This is a genomic window from Prevotella sp. E15-22 (assembly GCF_023204875.1).
GTDB lineage: Bacteria > Bacteroidota > Bacteroidia > Bacteroidales > Bacteroidaceae > Prevotella.
In genome coordinates, this window is the sequence record NZ_CP096247.1 from 116,879 (window position 1) to 136,520 (window position 19,642).

Genomic DNA, 19,642 nt, shown 5'->3' on the forward strand with positions numbered 1-19,642 from the left:
TTTTTATTATCTAGTCTCTTGTTCCTTTAAAGATCCTTTCTATAGCAGCGGTGACGGCGATGCTGGCGACTCTCCAAGTACTGCCACTGCGAGCGGACAGCCTCGTTATCCTCCATCTGAGGCATGGCCTCGGCATAGCGGAAGCCGTAGCGCTGGAACTGCTGGATAAGGTCGTTGAAGATGAGTGAGTTGGCACCCTTCTGGCGATACTCAGGCAGCACGCCTATCAACAGGAGGTCGACGGTGTCGGTCTTGTGCCACTTCAGGATGCGCAGCAGCTGCCACCAGCCGAAGGGGAACAGACGACCGTCGCGCGTCTTCTGCAATGCACGTGAGAACGAGGGGAAGGTAACACCGAAGCCAATCATCTCGTCGCCATCCATCACAGCGGTGATGAGGTTGGTATCGGCAATCTTGATATAGTCGTTCACCAGCTTGTCTATCTGGCGGTCTGAAAGTTGCGAATAGCCGTAGAGGTTCTTATAGGTGGCATTGACCAACTCGAAGACCTTGCGGCCCCAGCCCTCTTTTTGCAGTTCGTGACTGGTAAAATGGCGAACCTGCAGGCCATAGCGACGCGTAATCATGTCGGCAATCTTGGCAAACTTATCGGGCACCACCTCAGGCACCTTAACCAGATATTCCATATAGTCGTTGTCCTTGCGGAAGCCGCCCAACTGCTCCATGTGCTGAGGATAGTAGGGATAGTTGTAGTTCACATACATCGTAGACAGTTCCTCGAAACCCTCCACCAGCATGCCTTCGCGGTCGGTATCGATGAATCCTAACGGACCAGCCATCTCGTTCATGCCCTTGGCGCGGCCCCAGTCCTCAACGGCCTTAAGCAGCGCAGCCGACACCTCGATATCGTCGATGAAGTCGAACCAACCGAAGCGCACCTGGTTGATGTTCCATCGCTCGTTGGCGCGTCTGTTGATGATAGCAGCCACGCGGCCCACCATCTTGCCATCACGAAAGGCCATGAAATACTCCGACTCGCAGCACTCGAACGAGGGGTTCTTACTGCGCTGAAGGGTAGACATCTCGTCGAAGAACAAATAGGGAACGGCATACTCATTGCCACGATAGAGGTCGTAGTAGAACTGAATAAACTGTCGTAACTGCTTTCGGTTAGTTACTGTTACTATCTCAATTTTACCCATGGTATATATGGAAAAACGTTTTCTCAATTAAAGTTTTTACGAGATGCAAAGGTAACCATTTTTGGTGAAATGGCAAAACGTAATCCACATTTTTTGTCGATATGTTTGGCAGGGTGGGAGATAATGCGTAACTTTGCATCCGCAATTCAAGGGGTGCCCGAAGGTTCGGGCTGAGATGATACCCTCTAACCTGATTCGGATCATGCCGGCGTAGGGATGGAAAGCATATCAAACAAGCCCCGTTTTATTTAAAGTAAAAAGACTCGCTTTAGCACTTTTACAAAGCGTAGCGACTAAAAAAGGAAAGAAAAGGAATGAAGAAGATTCTTTTTGTATTGATGGCATTCATCAGTGTGAATGCAACAGCACAGAAGTTTAGTAATCCTGCAAAGGCAATCGTCGACTCCATCAGATTACAGCAACTGCAGGAAGTAACGGTGGATGGTGTACGCTCAAGAACAACGGGTACCCCACGCACCACTCTCTATCAGAGAACACTGAGCAACTTCGCCAGCTCTGGTCAGGAACTGCCCTTCCTCTTTGCTCGCACGCCAGGTGTGATGGCCTGGAGTGAGAACGGACTGGGCACTGGAACCACCTATATGCGTATTCGTGGCGCTGGTGACTCGCGCATCAACGTAACTATCGATGGCGTGCCCCTCAACTCGCCTGAGGACCAGTGCGTGTTCTGGGCCAACATGAACAGCTATGCAGCCTTGTTGAACAGCGTGGATATTCAGCGTGGCGTGTGCTCGTCGACCAATGGCGACGGTGCCTTTGGAGGTGCCATCTCGCTGCAGACAAAAGCCCCCTCGCGCAAGGCTGGTGGCGAACTGTCGGCCTCGTATGGTGCCTATAACACCTATAACCTGGGTGGCAACTTCTCAACGGGTCTGCTGTGGAACCACCTGATCTTCGACGGTGCCTATCACGAGACCAACACAGACGGCTATATCCACGGCACTGACGGACGCAGTGGCTCTTACTATGGTGGACTGACCTGGTTGGACGATGATTTCATGATTCGCTATAAGAACATCGGCAACTTCGAAAAGACGGGTCAGGCCTGGAATGCCGTTACTGCTGGCGACAACGACTACAGTATCATGGACGGCTGTCTGGACGATGGCACATGGAGCTATAACCTGCCCACAGGCATCAAGACCTACGAGGACCTCTACAACGCAGGTCTAGGTCGCTACAACACACTCTACGAGACGCTGACATACGGCAGCAACGGCAATCTGTTTGAGAAGGATGCTGACGGCAACTACGTGACCCACCGCTGGGAGATGGCCGACGGCTCTTACTGGCCCAAGACCACGGATAACTTCTGGCAGAACCATAACATCCTCTCGCTGTCATACCAGATCACCAACAACCTGTCGGCCTCGGCCTCGCTGCACTATACCCACGGCTATGGCTACTACAAGGAGTTCCGCTATCACAAGAAGGCTGGCGAGAAGTTTGGTCTGAGTACCAACACCAAGACCGACTTCGTGCGCAAGAAGGGACTGGAGCAGGATACTTACGGCATGGTGGGCCACCTGCACTATTACGACAGTCGCTGGAACGTGGTGGGCGGCTTCTCTGTTCAGCAGTTCGATGGCAACCACTTCGGCTATATCACCTATATCAAGGACGAGGCCCTGCGTGAGCAGTATCTGTCCAATGGCGACCACAAATACTACGACTCTGACGCACGGAAGTTTGATGGCAACATCTATGTGAAAGGCGACTATCTGCTGACCCATGACTGGGTAACCAATGGCTGGTATCTGACGGGCGACTTGCAGTATCGTCATGTGAACTACAAAACAGACGGTATCAACGACCGTTTCGTGCAGGGAACCGACGGCCTATGGCACAACCAGACGCTGAACATCAACGAGAAGTACAACTTCGTGAACCCCAAGGTGGGCGTCAAGTGGCACCACGAAACACGTTCAGGAAGAAACAATCACACTGCCTTCGCTACTGTTGCCATGAGTCATCGTGAGCCTGAGCGCAACAACTTCACGGACAACTACAAATATCCCAATCCCAAGGCCGAGCAGGTGATTGACTATGAACTGGGTTATCACTATTCAACTCGTAATTTCTATTTCGATGCCACGCTCTACTATATGGACTTCAAAGACCAGCTGGTGCAGACGGGCGAGTTGAGCGATATTGGCGAGAAGTTGACCACCAACATCGCAAAGTCCTATCGCGCAGGTATCGAACTGGCTGCCAACTGGCGTATCTGCAAACTGCTCACCCTGGAGGGTAATGCAGCCCTGAGTCAGAACAAGATCAAGGACTTCGACGAGATGGTGGAGGTTGACTGGACCAGAAACGCAGCTACGTTCCACTACGACAACTCAACCTTGGCCTATTCGCCCTCAGCCATCCTCAATGGTATGGTTCATTTCAACTATAAGGGCCTGCAGGCCACCTGGCACACCAACTATGTGAGTCGCCAGTACCTGGACAACACTGAGAACAAAGACCGTTCGCTGCCTGCCTTCAGCTTCAGCAACCTGAAGTTCACCTATACCTCGAAGGTCACGAAGGTGTCGCCCCTCCACGAGGTGGTGCTGGGTCTGCAGTTCAACAACCTGTTCGATGCCCACTATGCCACCAGCGGCTGGGTCTATTCAGCTATTCTCTCAGGCACACACCCCAACGAGAACCGTTACTACCAAATGGGCTTCGTGCCCATGGCTGGTCGCACGGCCATGGCCAACCTCACACTGAGATTCTAAAGAAAACCACTGCAGTATGATGGAATTCCTCTCTTCCCAGTGGCTCGACATACTGACCACGATACTCGGCCTGATCTATATCTGGCTCGAGTATCGTGCTCATATTGCCCTTTGGGTGATAGGTGTCATCATGCCAGCCCTCGACATCGTGCTCTATTGGCAGCACGGCCTCTATGGCGATGCTGGTATGGCGTGCTACTATACCTTTGCCGCCCTTTATGGCTTCTATGTGTGGAAGTTTGTAAAGACGCGCAAGAAGAAGGAGCCGCTGCCCATCATCTTCATGCCTCGACGACAGTATCTGCCCACCATCGTGTTTTTCTTTGTGGCGTGGGCTGCCGTCTATTATGTACTCGTCACGTGGACCGACTCTACCGTGCCCCTGCTCGACTCCTTTACCAATGCCCTGTCGTTTGTGGGCTTGTGGGCCTTGGCTCGAAAATATGTGGAGCAATGGGTGTTCTGGATGGTGGTCGATGGCGTGTGCACCTTTCTATATATTAAGAAAGGCATACCTTTCAAGGCCATGCTCTATGGTCTTTATGTTGTAATCGCCATTGCCGGCTATCTTAAGTGGAGAAGCATGGCAAAGACGGTGAAAAGCAATCGGTAATCTTATTATTTCTCTGTAAAGAGCACCTGCAAGAGTGTTTGTCCCACGGCCTTCAGTGTGGCAGGGTCGATGTGGTCCATGTCGTCGCTGATGGTGTGCCATGTGGGGCCGAAGTTGCTCTGCTCGCAGTCAGGATAGCAGGGGATGATGTCGATACAGGGAATGCCGGCCTGGTTCACAGGCACGTGGTCGTCAGTGATGGTGCCACCGTCGGCCTGTGGGAACATACTGCTATAGCCTGCTATGGTGGCGGCTTTCCACACACGGTCTACCACGTTCTTGGCATAAAGAAGCGACACGCCCTCCTGATAGAAACGGGCACCCTGGCCGCCTACCATGTCGAGCAAGATGCCATAGCGGTAGGTCTTGCCGTTCAACTCCTTATGAATATTTTTTGCCCAGTATTGTGCACCCAGCGCCCATGAGTCGCTCTGGTGTTCAGTGCCCCAGTCCTCAGCGTCGAAGCACACGAAGTCGACACCAACAGGCAGTCGGCAGGTGTCGGCACTCAGCACACGAGCCAGCTCCAGCATCACGGCCACGCCGCTGGCACCGTCGTTGGCAGCCAGCACAGGCTTCTGGTGGTTGGCCTCGTCAGGGTCGTTGTCGGCCCAGGGTCGGCTGTCCCAGTGGGCGCATATCAGGATGCGCTGCTGCAGCTCAGGCTGATAGTGGGCCGTGATGTTATTGCTCTGTAGGGGCGTGCCGTCGAAGCCCGTCAGGGTGGCGCGCTGTTCGCTCACCTCCAGTCCGTAGCTCCTAAACTTATCCATAATCCACTGTCCGCACTGCTCGTGGGCCTCGCTGTTCATGGTGCGAGGACCAAAGTCGCATTGCTGCTGACAGAAAGTAAAGGCCGAGTCGGCCGAGAACTGTTGTGCCACCAGCGCATCGTCCGCTGCGTCGGCACTTTTTTTATGTTTGTCTCCACAAGCTGCGCATAGGAGTGTCACACTCAAAAGAATCAATAACTGTTTCATATTTTCGTTTTTGGTGGTGCAAAATTAAACATAATAATCCATATATTCAAATGTCTCATCATCTTTCTTGGCATAGTTTTGCATAATATTGCATATTTTTGCATTTTTCTATCCTTTCTTGCATAAAATTCAAAGAAATCCACTAATTTATTCGTTTTTTTGTATTTACTTTCATTGAATTTTAGTAACTTTGCACTCCGAACAAAGAATTTATCTACATTTTACATAAGAGACACGTGCTATGGCAGAAAAATTGGAAGTGAAGGAGCTGGACCAGGTTGTTGTCCGCTTCTCAGGTGACTCTGGCGACGGTATGCAGTTGGCCGGAAACATTTTTTCAACAGTCAGTGCCACTGTAGGCAATGGCATTTCTACATTCCCCGACTATCCAGCCGACATTCGCGCTCCGCAAGGCTCGCTCACTGGTGTGTCTGGTTTCCAGGTACATATTGGTGCAGGTAAGGTTTACACCCCTGGCGATAAGTGCGACGTACTGGTGGCCATGAATGCTGCTGCACTCAAGACTCAGTATCGCTATGCTAAGCCAGGTGCAACGATTATCATCGATACCGATTCGTTTGGACCCAAGGACCTGGAGAAGGCTCAGTTCCAGACAGAGGACTATCTTGGCGAGATGAACATCGACCCTGACCGTGTGATCCAGTGCCCCCTCACCACCATGGTGAAGAGCTGTCTGGCCGACAGTGGTATGGACAACAAGGCCATGCTGAAGTGCCGTAACATGTTTGCTCTGGGACTTGTCTGCTGGCTGTTCGATCGCGACCTGAACCTCGTGGCCAACTTCCTGCGCGAGAAGTTTGCCAAGAAGCCTGCCATCGCTGAGGCTAACATCAAGGTGATTCAGGCTGGTTGGGACTATGGTCACAACACCCATTCAAACGCTATCAATGTTTATCGTGTGGAGTCGAAGGAGAAGACTCCTGGCCGTTATATGGATATCACGGGTAACAAGGCTACGGCCTATGGCTTGATTGCCGCTGCCGAGAAGGCTGGCCTGCGCCTCTACCTGGGTTCTTATCCTATCACACCTGCCACCGACATCCTGCACGAGTTGTCAAAGCATAAGTCATGCGGCGTCATCACCGTTCAGTGTGAGGACGAGATCAGTGGTGCTGCTTCGGCCCTGGGTGCATCGTTCTCTGGTGCCCTGGGTGTCACCTCAACCTCTGGTCCTGGCGTTTGCCTCAAGTCGGAGGTGATGAACCTGGCCGTTATCATGGAGTTGCCCCTGCTCGTCATCGACGTGCAGCGTGGTGGTCCTGCCACTGGTCTTCCCACCAAGAGCGAGCAGACCGACCTGCTGCAGGCCCTCTTCGGCCGCAATGGTGAGAGTCCTATGCCTGTCATCGCAGCCCTGAGTCCTACCGACTGCTTCGATGCTGCCTATCAGGCTGCCAAGATTGCCTTGGAGCACATGACACCTGTGGTGCTGCTCACCGATGCTTATATCGCTAATGGCTCTGGTGCCTTCAAGTTGCCCCAGATGGCTCAGCTTGGTGCCATCAATCCCCCTTATGTTCCTGAGGAACTGAAGGGCAAGTGGACACCCTACATGCGTGCTGAGAATGGCACTCGCTATTGGGCTGTGCCTGGTCGTGAGGGCTTTGCACACATCCTTGGTGGCCTGGAGAAGGACAACGCTACTGGCGCCATCTCTACCAACCCTGAGAACCACGACCTGATGACGCGTCTGCGCCAGCAGAAGATTGAGAAGATTGAGGTGCCCAACCTCGAGGTGGACGGCGATGCCGATGCCGACCTGCTCATCGTGGGCTTTGGCTCTACCTACGGCCACCTACACTCAGCTATGGACGAGTTGAAGGCTAAGGGCTACAAGGTGGCTCAGGCTCAGTTCAAGTACCTGAACCCCCTGCCCAAAAACACGGCCGAGGTTCTCTCTAAGTATAAGAAGGTGGTTGTGGCCGAGCAGAACATGGGTCAACTGGCTGCCTACCTTCGCATGAAGATCGACGGCTTCGTGCCCTACCAGTTTAATCAGGTCAAGGGTCAGCCCTTCGTGGTAGAAGAGTTAGTGAACGCATTCGAGGACATTTTAAAGAAGTAAAGCAATGAGTACATATACAGCACAAGATTTTAAGAAAGGCCAGCCTCGTTGGTGCCCTGGTTGTGGCGACCACTTCTTCCTGGCTTCACTCCATAAGGCTATGGCCGAGATTGGCGTAGCTCCTGAGAACGTAGCAGTGATCTCTGGTATCGGCTGTTCCAGCCGTCTGCCTCACTACATGGCTACCTATGGCATGAACACCATCCACGGTCGTGCCGCTGCCATCGCTACTGGTGCTAAGGTGGCCAACCCCAACCTCACCGTTTGGCAGGTTAGTGGTGATGGCGATGGACTGGCTATCGGTGGTAACCACTTCATCCACGCTAACCGTCGTAACATCGACCTGAATATGATTCTCTTGAACAACCGTATCTATGGTTTGACCAAGGGCCAGTATTCGCCCACCTCTCCTCGTGGCTTCGTCTCTAAGTCGAGCCCTTACGGCACAGTGGAGGATCCCTTCCGTCCTGCAGAGCTCTGCTTTGGCGCTCGTGGCCATTTCTTCGCTCGCTGCGTGGCTACCGATGCCAAGGGTACTGTCGAGGTGCTGAAGGCTGCCTACGAGCACAAGGGTGCCTCTGTCACTGAGGTGCTGCAGAACTGTGTCATCTTCAACGACCACTGCCACGATGTGGTCTACAACAACGAGGGTCGTAAGAAGAATGCCATCTATGTTCGTCATGGCGAGAAGCTGGTGTTTGGCGAGAACAACGAATTTGGACTCGTTCAGCAGGGCTTTGGCCTGAAGGTGGTTGAGATTGGTAAGGACGGCTACACCATCGACGATGTGTTGGTTCACGATGCTCACTGCGAGGACAACACCCTGCAGCTGAAGTTGGCCATGATGACACCTGAGGATGGCTTCCCCATCGCCCTGGGTGTGATTCGCGACGTGGACGCTCCTACCTACAACGATGCTGTTCATGCGCAGTTGGCCGAGGTGAGTGCCCAGAAGAAGTATCACAACTTCGAGGAGTTGCTCGAGACCAACGACATCTGGGAGGTGAAGTAACTTGCCGCCAGTCATCAAGATGAAGGTATTCACCCTGTGATTGTCAAGAAAAACTGCCAAAAAACAGGGTTCTGAAAAAATGCAAACTAGAACGCAAAAAAGGGGCTTTTGGCCCCTTTTTTCATACCCCTATCGATTTTAGGTTGCAACGGAGGCTGTTTTACGATGCAACTCATGCTGTTTTACCATGCAAAACAGCCTCCGTTGCAGTGTAACTCAGGCTCCGTTACAACCTAAACGAATATTCGATTGCGTTCTAAATCTTTACACTTTTCGAGCTAATTTCGTAAGCCTCTCATTTTCAGTGATTTACGAACATGCTCATATTTCGCCTGTACGCACAGAAAAAATTTTTGGCTCAGAATTTTTAAATCTCAGAGGCGCTATTGTCTGAATATTTCAAAAAATTACAATAAAACCCTCCCTTTCAATCATGTTCTGGTCTCAACCTAGATAGGGATGTTTGTATATTAATAAGTTTTTCTTATTTTATTTTGCACTTTGAAAAAAACTATCTATCTTTGCAAAGAATAATGATTTAATCATAAAACAAGATGAAGTCAAGAGCTGAAATATTATCCTTAATGAGTCGTTTTAAACCAACGGCTCAGGAAAAATATGGCATCACAAAGCTTGGCATCTTTGGTTCTGTTGCTCGTGGCGAGCAAACGGATAAAAGCGATGTTGATATTTGTTATGAGGGTCAGGCTCCCTCATTGCTAACTCTGGATAAAATTCAGTCTGAACTTGAACAATTGCTTGATTGTAAGGTAGACTTGGTCCGTGTTCGTGAAAACATGAACAACTTGCTTCGAAAAAGGATTTTAAGGGATGGCATATTCGTTTGATACGGAAATAGCGCTTGACAGCCTTCTTAAGATTAAGGCTATGCTGGAACTTGTTGCTTTTGAGATTGATACAGATGTTGTCTTTCGAACAATCGAGGAGGATATTCCCCAAATGAAACCTGTTGTCGAAAAGATAATCAATGATTTAAGCGAAGAATAATATACCTACCCCCTGATCTTTTGGAAGCTAAGTTTTATAAGATAATCATTGATGGCAATGATAATGAGGGAGGGGTGCTTTATTCTCCTTCCCACTGGCCATTTCCGATAGCATGTGATGCAGAAGAAGTTAAGAATTGGCAGTCACTGGTGATTGAGCTAAGAGATGGTGTCTATCGTCATTTCAACAAATGCACAGGAGGTGCTAATTTAGTTAGCAAAGAATTTAAAGATATACTATGTTTGTATATCCCATCTGATTATGATGTGGAATTTCTTCCAGTGAAAGTTATTAGTAAGGAATTTGGGGATAAGGACTATTATATTTTGCACTTTACGAAGATATTTGATGTTCTTGATAAGAATACCACAATATATGCAAAAGGAACAGATATAATAATAAAGGTTTGCCTAAACTACTCAAAAGTTAAAGACCTTCATCTATTCAATACTCAGCCGGCAATCAATGATGTTGTCATATCTGCAAAGGTATGCGACCATCTAAAAAAAGCGGGATTGGCTGGAGGTGTGGAGTTTGTACCCATAAAATGCAATGATATATAAACAAAGGTAGCTATTTTTGTATATGAAAAAGCGCATAATTACAAAAATCGGCGATGTGTTCTGTGTCGCAATAGATGGTAAGTACAAAAAGTATTTGCAATATATTGTCAACGACTTAACGCAACTAAATAGTGATGTGGTAAGGGTGTTCAAAGAATTATATCCTATTGAAGTTGAACCAGAATTATCTGAGGTGATAAAAGGAGATGTTGATTTCTATGCGCATTGCGTTGTAAGTGCTGGTATAAAGAGAGAATTATGGGAGAAAGTCGGCAATGTGAAAGATGTAGGGGAGACAAAACATATCCTATTTAAAATAAAAAAAGATTTTTCATCTTCAGAAAAACAAGATGACTGGGAAATATGGAATATCAATGAAGAACCATTACGAATAAGAGTTCAGGATGAAGCTTTTAAACAGGCATATTTGGGATTGGTTTTTCAACCAGAAAGAATTGTCTATAGGATGAAAACGGGTAAAAGTTATGGCTTCTATGCAGAATATGACTGAAATGGAAATTATATAATCAATGGGATAGGTCTTGGTTCCTGAAAAACTTAACTAAAAAAAGCAGATGAATATCGAGAAATGCTTGGATTATTATAGCGAATCCTTCAATCACGAATTTTGGGGCATTGATTCTCAAATTATTGATGAGAATGTTTTAAGGCTTCAGGCTTTGGACTTTTTGCGCCATTATGCAATGAGTGATTCTGAGTACAAGGACCATTGTGCTCCTGTGATGCAGACTGTTTTCCGTTTTTCTCCTGAAAGGACTTTTAATATTGAATCTATGACATTGGATGAGATGTTTGTAGATGGATTTGAATATTTCTCATACAATTCTTCACCATTGTTCTGGAAAGAGAGTTATGAACTCATTATGAAAGTCTGCATGGAATATGGAGATAAAAACATTTTTATTGTAGAAGAGGAGAGCTGTGAAAAAGATCCTGAGGTGGCATTCAAGATAAAGATTCCAGTCGGCAAATCATGGGAAGAAATATCAAAGGGTGGCTATATAACCGATGTGCTTTTCAATATGCTTAACCATAATTATTATGTCTTTGGAGATAGCGGAATGTGGGGCAAATGGTGTGACTATGATAACAGATTCTCTGACTACGAAACGTTTTGCTTTAAACGTACGTCACCAGTCGTGCTAGAGTATAAAGACTATTTTTCTGAATATATCACAGAGCAACTTGTTCCTGAAAAGAAAAGCAAAGGACTTAGTGGAATATTGAGACAACTCTTTAAAAAGAAGTGATGGCATCAGTTTGAACCAAATAATCAAGGGACGGTTCTACTGATCATTCTGTTTCGGGAGGCTTGTATAATAAAACCTTATGTCGGAACCCGTGGTGTTTGAGCCATCCATTCCCTCGAAGTCGCCAGAGGCGTTGACGCTGTTGATGCGCGTGACGCGGGACTTGCGGTTGCATGCTTCGCAGAGCAAACCCACTCTCAGAAGACTCATGCCTGGTTTGTCGTACCAGTCAACGCCTTGCACATGCTCAGCCTTGGTGGCAAGGTCGTAGTAGTAGTTGGTGGAGCCGCTATAAGTGTCGTTCTTCTCACGGTCTTCACGCACCAGATTGCCATAGGCGTCGTAGGCGCGGCTGGTTATTTCCACCGTCCAGTTGTCGTCACGTGAACTTTTGAACTTGTGCGTCTCACGCACCACCTGACCGTTCTGTTCAGTATATTCAAAGAAGCCCTCAGTCGTAGCGTCGTCCCACCTATTCGTTGAGATGGTTGTATAATGGTTCACGCGGCCCTGCATGTCATAATCCATCTTGTCCGTGATATTCGGAAAAAATTCATCTTCCTTTACTTTATAGCCATACACTACCTCTTCTACCTCTTGGTTAAGTGCATTGTACACAGAGGTTCTTTTCGTCTTGCCGGATGATCTGCTATTGTATTCACGTTCGCTCATTTCCTCTACACGATTTCCACGCTGGTCGTAGGTGTAGCTATCTGTATTGTGATGAAACAGCTTTCCCTCTTTGTCGAACATCTTCGATTCCCGTTTCATTATTCGGCCTTCGTCGGTATAGGTATCTTCACGCACCATTGTCAGCACATCATTGCCATTCGCCATTTCGTATTGGTCTTCTCTTACACAGAAGCCACGTTCGTCATAATGGAAAATGCTTTTTAGGGGTCTTGAATCATACGAATAATGCCTTATCATTTCTGATATACGGCCTTGCTCGTCGTATGCGAGACGAAAAACAGATAATCCGGATGATGATGCGCTCACGATGCTGTCAAGGCGATAGGCATACTGACCAGGAGCGAGGTCTCGGCGGGTGGTGGTGTTATGAAGCTGACGTTTCACCTTGGCCTTGGGGAACCGCTTCTTAAGCTGAGTGTGCTCCGCGTCGGTCATGTAGCCCTCAATGGTGAAGTCGTCAATCTGGATGCTGTCCATCCACTCGGGCACGATGACCTTGTCCTCGAACGTCAGGTGGAGTTGTTTGTAGTGCTTCTCACGCTTCAACACCTCGGGAACCGTCTTTATCTTTGTGCCCGACTCATTGAACGAGATTGACGTGCTTGTGAGTCGTGCCACCACTTCTGCATCCTCGTCCACCTTACGAGCAATCCACCCTATCTTGGGTTCCAAGGCACCTGTGGCCTCATCGACCGTCACGCCTACGAATCCTGCATAGAGCATGATATCCGTTTCTTCAATCACCTTCATCGTGATGGGGTCTATCAGTTGGTACTTGAACTGCACGTTCGACAGTTCTGCGCCTTGCCTCCGTCCATAAGGGATGGAGGCGCGCATCTGCCCCTTCTTCATATCTGGGAATAGTTTCACCATCCAGCCATCGAGGTCGGTAGGCTTCTCACTACTGCAACCACCTCCACGCAGGCGGTCTGGACGGTCCTGCATCACGATGTCCTTCCAGAACTTCTTGTCGGGATGTCCTTCAGCAGTCTTGACGAACTCAGCCATGATGGGTTTCAGTTCCTTGGTCCACCATCCCATGTTGTACTTCTCCAGTCCCTGCACCTTCTCTGCCACCTTGCGCCAGTCGTCAGGTGTACCTTTCAGCGTGATGTTGGGAATACCACATGCGAGGCGTCCTGCGACATAGTGGAAATAATTTTTCAGCGACTCCATCAGCGTGATTTGCGAGGCGATACGCTCCGTGGGACCTGTGGTCGTGAAGTCGGAGGTCATCAGCTGGGCAATATCGCCCTTGGTGTTTTCGGCAATCGCAACAGAGAACTTCTCGAAAATGTCGCTCCAATCGGCATTCTTATCACCCAGTATGTCCTCGTCAGTCATGATTCTCAGGTCCTTTACTCCTTCGTGATGCACCAACAATGAACGCATTTCCTCGGAGTGGTTGTTGACATACTCGCTGAAATTGAAGCCAATCAGCTGCCACACCATATCGGGCGAGATGACAAACGGGCGATGGTCGGCATAGGCCTGAACCAATGCATTGAAGAACACATCCTCGCGCATCAAGGTCATCTTCTCACCAGCGAAGCTATAAGCCAGAATCTCTGGTTTGTAGCCATACGGCACAGAACTACTAACCAAATTCTGTGCCTGTTGCTCTGTTGAGTCAAAGTAATAAAAATCCTTCTCTGGTGCAGGCAGGTTCTCGTCCACCTCAAACCTGATGAAACCAGTTTCCTGATTCAACACCTTACACTCCTGGGCAGAGGCCGTGCCGGCCATGATCACCATGATGGTGATGGCTAAAAATTTTCTCATAAGTTTATGGGTTTTTAATATTTGGTTTCTAATGTACCGTCGAAACTGATGGGGTCGCGATTCAACGAACGCACACGGATATAGGCATCGCCAGAGTCGTAGATGTCGATGGTGTAGTGATAGGTGTCCTCGTTGGTCTTCACGTCAATGTCTATCTGTGTGTACTTGTTTTTAGGGCGACTCTCCTTATATTGTCGTATGGGCCTCTCGAAGTTCAGACCTATCGTGGGCGACAGCGAGGTGGATACCTGAGCCTGTCCCAGATAGGGCAGATAGCTGCGCAGGGTGTCGCCACGGAGTTCGAGGAAGAAGTCGGTGGAAACGGTTCGCGAGCCATAACGCATGGTGTTCATCGAGGTGATGTCAATGTGCCAGCGCTTGTCTTTGACGGCAACGGCCACGGCCAGTGCTTTCCTTTCCTTGTCAGTCAGAGCGTGAGTAAGTTTTTGGCCATTACTCCAACTCTTCAAGTCTGTCCAGCCTTCTGGCATCCAACCTTTTTCCTTGGCAACAGTCAGGTTCAGACCATCGTCCTCGCTTTCTTCAGGAGTAGCTGTGGTGGCGAGTCCATCGTGATGGCTTCTGAAGGTGATGGTATTGGACGTGGAGGCAAGGAAGCGCTCACCCTGGGGCGACGCAATGTCAGGGATGGCTTGCGGACGACTGTTGGGGCGTGGACTCTTGGTGTCGTCTAATGTGACAGACTCAACGGTCTGGGGTTCTGCCTCTATCTGGTTGTCTGAAAGGTGCTGCTCAGGCTTCGCGCCGACGGTCATCTCTGTCTGTGGTTCTTCAGCTGCAGGGGATGAAGGAGTCGTCGCTGACTCCGTCTTTGTCTGCTGTGCCAAGAGAGGCGCTTCGTTGGACGGCGTCTGCGAGAAGTTGAATAGCCACATCAGAAGGAAACTGGCTGCAATGGCCGCAGCAAGTCCTGCACTCCATCGTCTCCATGCATGCAGGCGAGGATGCGCCTGCTGTCTCTTTGCGCCAGCGGGCGTCAGCGACAGGTTGTTCATCAGTCGCTCGTTCAGGTCGGCAGGCATCGGCTCCAACTGCTGTTCGTGTCGGCTGACGGCCTCCTGCAGGTTCTTATCATTACGGATGTTGTTCATTCTTCATCTTGTTTTAATGATTCTATAGAGTTTTTTGCGTATCCGACTCAGTTGCGAGCCGACAGTAGAGGGATTGGATCCAATGACAAAGGCAATGTCGGCGAGACTCATCTCGTCGTAATAGAACATGCTCACCACGGTCTGTTCGTGTGGCGGCAACTCAGTCAGGGCCTGTTCCAGCTGTTGGATGGTCTGCTCGTTCTGTGGTGCTTCGTCAGGCTCCTCCATCGCGTCAATGTCCAGACGAGTGTCATCCATATAAACAATGGTGGGCTTCTTGCCTCTGACAAAGTTGAGCGACTCGTGATAGGCAATGCTTTTAAGCCATGTGGCAAGCGATGCCTGCTGGGGAGAAAACCTTTCGATGCTGTTCAGGGCCTTGACGAACACATCCTGATAGACCTCTTCAGCATCTTCACGACACGGCACGATGCGTTGTATCATACGATACACGGCAGGGCCGTAGGTCGTAAACAGCTGTTGACAGGCAGCAGGCTGGTGCTGCCGAAGATCGTGAATCAGGTCCTTGGTTCCTTGTTCCATTTTGGCTTTGTCTTCTACTTATAGATACACACAAGTTGAAGAATTATTGCAATTTCTCGGAACTTTTTTAAATAAATTAAAATCCAAAACCGCCGAAGCCGCCTCCAAAACCTCCGAAACCACCTCCAAAGCCGCCAAACTGTGGCGCTTTAATTTCCTTGGGTTCCTGGATGCGTGGCAGCCAGTCTTTGTCGAAGCGGGCGATGTTGCGATCGAGGAACGACAGGCGGTCGGCCAGCCATTGCTTCAGGATTTTTATCTCTTCATCATACGACTGCACGCGATAGGCTGCAAACCAACTAATCATATTGCCACCACCAAAGCCAGGGAACTGGCCCATCTGGAATTGTCCCATCTGGGGCATCTCACCCATAGGGAACTGGCCCATCTGTGGGAACTGGCCTATCTGTGGCATTTCACCCATTTGTGGGAATCCGCCAAAGCCTCCAAAGCCTCCAGGGGCGGTTTGGTCGTTGGAGCCTAAAAGCTCTGGGTATGTCTCGAAATGGTGGTCGAGGCAGGGAGCCAGCAGTTTGGCATGACGGTCGATATAGGCGTTGATGGCCTTGTTGCTCAGCACTGATTTCCTGAGTGCCTGATAGCGCACCTTGATGGCCTTGCGGAAGGCTGGGTCCTGTAACAGTCGCTGCCAGAAGGCTGGGGTGGGGTTGGTGTTGCCACCCTCGAAGCACCAGGCCTCGATGTTGTTGGCGTTGCAAAAATTGCAGTTGCCATAAGCCAGGTTATAGTCCCACACAGGTCCTGCCACCAACTTGCCGCCAGTGCCGTCGGCGTGCATCTTCTCCTTATAGAAATAGGCACTTCGCTTATAGCCGTCGGCATTCAGACTCAGTTCTGTGTGGATGAAATAGTCGACGAACGACGCCACATCGATATAGCGCGCATAGCCGCGTTTGGGGTCGGCGAAATAGTCTGACTGGATGACCTGCTCCACCGTGTCGACGAAGCTCTGGATATAGTCCATCTGCTCCTGTTGTAGGTTCTTTTTCTTGGGATAGATGCACGACCACGTGATCTGACTGGTCATGATGCCGTCGCCGATGCCTGGCACCTTCGATGTGAAGGTGGCGTCGTCTTCGTTGAACGTGTCGATGCGCAGCAGATAGCCGCCAGTGATGTCGCGCCCCTTGGTGTCGCTCTTCTTCAGCTTACTGATGTTTACACGCTGCTCCCCTCGCTTGATGGCCTCCGAGAGGATATAGATGCCGCGATACTCGCCGTTGAGCGTGAGTTCCACCATGCGTGTGCGTGGGCCCCAATGACCCATGTCGCGCCACAGTTGGAAGGCCAGGGGGTCGCGTACTGCCGATACGTCATTATAGGGCGCCAGCAACACCCAGTCGCTGTGGGCTGGCATGCCCATCAGGGGTGCATCCACCTCGTTGCCATCGTCGTCGCGCAGTTCAATGGTGTATTTCTTCTGGTTGAACGACAGCGAACTGTTGCCACGCAACTTAATGCCGATGGGACCGTCGTAGTGGCCGGCCTTCATGTGGGCCGTCACCTTACGCTGGGCGTTGAGGGGTGTGTCAACGTTGATGGTGATCATCTCAACATCGTTCTTGCCGTGCATCATGGCGGCACAGAACGCGAAAAACATGGTTATTAGAAGTCTTGTCATTTAGAGAAATATTTATAGTCCTATCTATCAGACATGCTCTTGACCCTTAATGTCAATTTTGGCCTATGATGATTTAGCGTTTTTTAACGAAGTGATACGAAAACAAAAAGTCCCCGTCTGTGATTGCAGACGGAGACTCTATGATGATGTTTAAGTGCGCATTAGCGAATCACGACCTTGCGGGTGGTACCGTTGCTCATCTTGATGACGTTCATACCCTTGACAGGAGCAGAGAGACGCTTGCCGTCGAGGGTGTAGAAACCTTCAACCTGAGAAGAGGCAGTCTCGATGGTCTCGATACCAGAGGGATCGGCCACCTCAATCTTTGTCTTGGCAGCATTGGCAATCTTCTTGTTCTGGTCAACAACCAGAGCAATGACATAGAGCTGGTCGCTCTGCAGGGCGTTCTTCAGTGTGGTCTTGACAGGCAGGGTGAGAGTGTACTCCACTTCTTTCTTCTCGCCAGCGGCCAGGTTGCCCAAAGCGGGAGCCTTGTTGCTGCCACCGACATATGAACTGCAGAGGGCTACATCGTTGAATACCCAACCTGTGATGCTGCTCTTGCCGTGCTTGCCGCCAGTGCCAAATATGGAGAGGTCGGCAGGCAACTGACTGGCATTGTACTGATAATAGTAGTTAGCTTGGTTCCATGCAGAGCCAGTGCCTGTGAGTCCGTCGCCGATAACCACAAATTCCAGGGTGAACTTCGAGTTGTCAACCAGGGCCTCTACCTCGGCCTTGGCCTCAACGGTGGTCAGGTCGGCATCAGCAGTACCACTCACGTTGACCTTAGCCAGTGCAGGGACGGCCATCTCGGCGGCAAAGTCGTCGAGAATGCTCTCGTTGGTGCCATAGTAGGGGTCCATCTCAGCACCACGGTTGATGCGGCATGAGGGGGCACCTTCGAAACTGATGGATGCATAGGCATTGGGGGCGATATACATGGCGTCGCTGCTGTTGTACTGGTGCAGACCGATGCCTACGAAACGGTCGCCATAAGCCTTGCGCAGGTTCTCCATGCCAATGAGACCACGAGGACACCAGCCACAGGCGGTGCCAGTGAACTCCTCGACAACAACGTTGCGGTTAACAAGTTCTGGCAGAGTGTAGAGCGTGAACTTAGCGCCTACATCGGCTTTGCTGTTGGCATTGCCGTTCACCTTGGTGATATTGAATGTCTTGACCTTAGAGCCAGCAGTAGCATCAGCAGGAATGGTGATAGAGATTGTTCCTGTGGCGTTGAACTGGATGGGTGCAGTGAGGTTCACATGCTGCTCGGCACTGGGTACGCCATCGGTGGTGATGGTATAGTCGATGCTGCTAAGAGCTGTGCCACCTGCATTCGTGATGGCCACATTGGCTGTTGTTGATTCACCCAGGATTGTATAGAGGGGACCGAAGTCGGCTGCTGTGGCTGTGTTGTCGGCAAACTCGCCTTCAAGCAGAACCTGCAGGAAGAGGCTGCCGAAGCCCTGACCGTACATGTCAGACCATTGAGTAACGGCCTGGTCGGTTCTGATAATCAGGGCATTGGGTGCATCGCTGCCAGTGGTCAGGATGGGATACTGGTCGTTCTGCGTGTTGGCTTTGACGATGGTGAACGAATAGCCTACATAGACGCCTCCTTCAGGGATGGCATAAGGTGTTAGGTCCACCTCGATATTGTCGCTTCCAATCTTACTGTCTGGCACGTTGACAATCTGCAGGGTGTTGCTCTCGTTGATGGCTGAGGGCAGACTGGATGCCAGCCATACCTTGGTGTCGGTGGCATTCTGAGCTACCAAACCAAAGCGTACGGCCTTGATGGTCTTGCCAGCGGCCACGGCGTGGTTGCCAGGGATGAAGATGGCACAGTGGTAGGTGTCGGTAGCTCTGACACCTAAGCCTGCCTTCTCTGTGTCGTTATTGACATAGCCCCACCAGTTCTGCTGCACATTGCTTTCAGCATACTTGTAGTTGACGGTTAGCGTGCGGCAAACAGAACCAGCAAAACCTTGGTAGTCCATTGCTTTATAGGTGACGATGCACTCGCCATAACTCTCAGGAACCCACTCGGTCTGAATGCTCTTAGTTTGGCCTGTAGCGAGTGTGGCCTTTTCACTGGGCTCATAGGTGCCAGTGGTATTGTAAACCTGACAATTGGTGGGGAAACACAGTTGCAATGAGCCATTGTCAATCTTGGTGATAGTGGCTTCGATAGCCAGTTGGCTGCCTTCGTTGGCACTGACGTTTTTGACAGAGATGCCTGGCAACAGGCTGATACCGCCAAAGCCATCATCTTCGGCCTCTGTACAGGTGATAGTCACTCCGTCTTCGAGAACATTGCCGTTCTTGTCAGTGAAGACGTACTGCTGCGCTGCTGCCGAGAGGGTCAGCAGACACAACGAAAAGAAAGTAAATAACTTCTTCATAAACGTTTGTTTTTTA

At 50.1% G+C, this 19,642-nt stretch carries 16 protein-coding genes and 1 riboswitch; of the genes, 9 read left to right on the top strand and 7 right to left on the bottom strand.

Going from position 1 to position 19,642, the window contains the following annotated elements; genetic code table 11:
- Positions 1-26: 26 nt before the first annotated feature.
- Positions 27-1,163: an N-acetyltransferase gene (locus M1D30_RS00440; RefSeq protein ID WP_248505089.1), complete on the bottom strand. Its 1,137-nt coding sequence runs from the start codon at positions 1,161-1,163 to the stop codon at positions 27-29.
- 139 nt (positions 1,164-1,302) lie between these two features.
- Positions 1,303-1,397: riboswitch (TPP riboswitch) on the top strand.
- A gap of 80 nt (positions 1,398-1,477) precedes the next feature.
- On the opposite strand from M1D30_RS00440, the gene M1D30_RS00445 reads away from it, so the two are divergent.
- Complete coding sequence (locus M1D30_RS00445) at positions 1,478-3,910, top strand: TonB-dependent receptor (protein WP_248505091.1); 2,433 nt, start codon at positions 1,478-1,480, stop codon at positions 3,908-3,910.
- Between the two features lie 16 nt (positions 3,911-3,926).
- The gene (gene pnuC / locus M1D30_RS00450) at positions 3,927-4,523 is read left to right on the top strand and encodes a nicotinamide riboside transporter PnuC (RefSeq protein ID WP_248505093.1); all 597 of its coding nucleotides are present in this window, start codon (positions 3,927-3,929) and stop codon (positions 4,521-4,523) included.
- A 5-nt stretch (positions 4,524-4,528) separates the two neighbouring features.
- Here pnuC and M1D30_RS00455 read toward each other — a convergent pair whose 3' ends face one another.
- Complete coding sequence (locus M1D30_RS00455; RefSeq protein WP_248505095.1) at positions 4,529-5,503, bottom strand: M28 family peptidase; 975 nt, start codon at positions 5,501-5,503, stop codon at positions 4,529-4,531.
- Positions 5,504-5,744: 241 nt separating this feature from the next.
- Between M1D30_RS00455 and M1D30_RS00460 the strand changes: the two genes are divergently transcribed.
- From M1D30_RS00460 to M1D30_RS00490, 7 genes are all read left to right on the top strand, one after another.
- Positions 5,745-7,589 carry a 2-oxoacid:acceptor oxidoreductase subunit alpha gene (locus tag M1D30_RS00460; protein WP_248505097.1) on the top strand — a complete coding sequence of 615 codons (1,845 nt, stop codon included), beginning with the start codon at positions 5,745-5,747 and terminating at the stop codon, positions 7,587-7,589.
- A 4-nt stretch (positions 7,590-7,593) separates the two neighbouring features.
- On the top strand, positions 7,594-8,601 hold the full coding sequence (locus tag M1D30_RS00465; protein WP_248505099.1) for a 2-oxoacid:ferredoxin oxidoreductase subunit beta: 1,008 nt from the start codon (positions 7,594-7,596) through the stop codon (positions 8,599-8,601).
- Positions 8,602-9,155: 554 nt separating this feature from the next.
- Positions 9,156-9,449, top strand: a complete 294-nt coding sequence (locus M1D30_RS00470; protein ID WP_248505101.1) for a nucleotidyltransferase family protein — start codon at positions 9,156-9,158, stop codon at positions 9,447-9,449.
- Complete coding sequence (locus M1D30_RS00475; RefSeq protein WP_248505103.1) at positions 9,433-9,609, top strand: hypothetical protein; 177 nt, start codon at positions 9,433-9,435, stop codon at positions 9,607-9,609. The genes M1D30_RS00470 and M1D30_RS00475 overlap by 17 nt, the downstream gene beginning before the upstream one ends.
- Before the next feature lie 20 nt (positions 9,610-9,629).
- Positions 9,630-10,172, top strand: coding sequence for an imm11 family protein (locus M1D30_RS00480; RefSeq protein WP_248505105.1), 543 nt, complete (start codon positions 9,630-9,632; stop codon positions 10,170-10,172).
- 22 nt (positions 10,173-10,194) lie between these two features.
- Positions 10,195-10,683 carry a hypothetical protein gene (locus M1D30_RS00485; protein WP_248505106.1) on the top strand — a complete coding sequence of 163 codons (489 nt, stop codon included), beginning with the start codon at positions 10,195-10,197 and terminating at the stop codon, positions 10,681-10,683.
- 64 nt (positions 10,684-10,747) lie between these two features.
- Positions 10,748-11,443 carry a hypothetical protein gene (locus M1D30_RS00490; RefSeq protein WP_248505108.1) on the top strand — a complete coding sequence of 232 codons (696 nt, stop codon included), beginning with the start codon at positions 10,748-10,750 and terminating at the stop codon, positions 11,441-11,443.
- Positions 11,444-11,479: 36 nt separating this feature from the next.
- Here the strand turns inward: M1D30_RS00490 and M1D30_RS00495 are convergent, their stop codons facing one another.
- From M1D30_RS00495 to M1D30_RS00515, 5 genes are all read right to left on the bottom strand, one after another.
- The gene (locus M1D30_RS00495) at positions 11,480-13,918 is read right to left on the bottom strand and encodes a DUF4419 domain-containing protein (protein WP_248505109.1); all 2,439 of its coding nucleotides are present in this window, start codon (positions 13,916-13,918) and stop codon (positions 11,480-11,482) included.
- Positions 13,919-13,932: 14 nt separating this feature from the next.
- Positions 13,933-15,030, bottom strand: coding sequence for a DUF4251 domain-containing protein (locus M1D30_RS00500; RefSeq protein ID WP_248505111.1), 1,098 nt, complete (start codon positions 15,028-15,030; stop codon positions 13,933-13,935).
- 3 nt (positions 15,031-15,033) lie between these two features.
- Complete coding sequence (locus M1D30_RS00505) at positions 15,034-15,573, bottom strand: RNA polymerase sigma factor (protein WP_248505113.1); 540 nt, start codon at positions 15,571-15,573, stop codon at positions 15,034-15,036.
- Between the two features lie 76 nt (positions 15,574-15,649).
- Positions 15,650-17,215, bottom strand: coding sequence for a CotH kinase family protein (locus tag M1D30_RS00510; protein ID WP_248505115.1), 1,566 nt, complete (start codon positions 17,213-17,215; stop codon positions 15,650-15,652).
- A gap of 161 nt (positions 17,216-17,376) precedes the next feature.
- Positions 17,377-19,626 carry a hemin-binding protein gene (locus M1D30_RS00515; protein ID WP_248505117.1) on the bottom strand — a complete coding sequence of 750 codons (2,250 nt, stop codon included), beginning with the start codon at positions 19,624-19,626 and terminating at the stop codon, positions 17,377-17,379.
- Positions 19,627-19,642 lie beyond the last annotated feature (16 nt).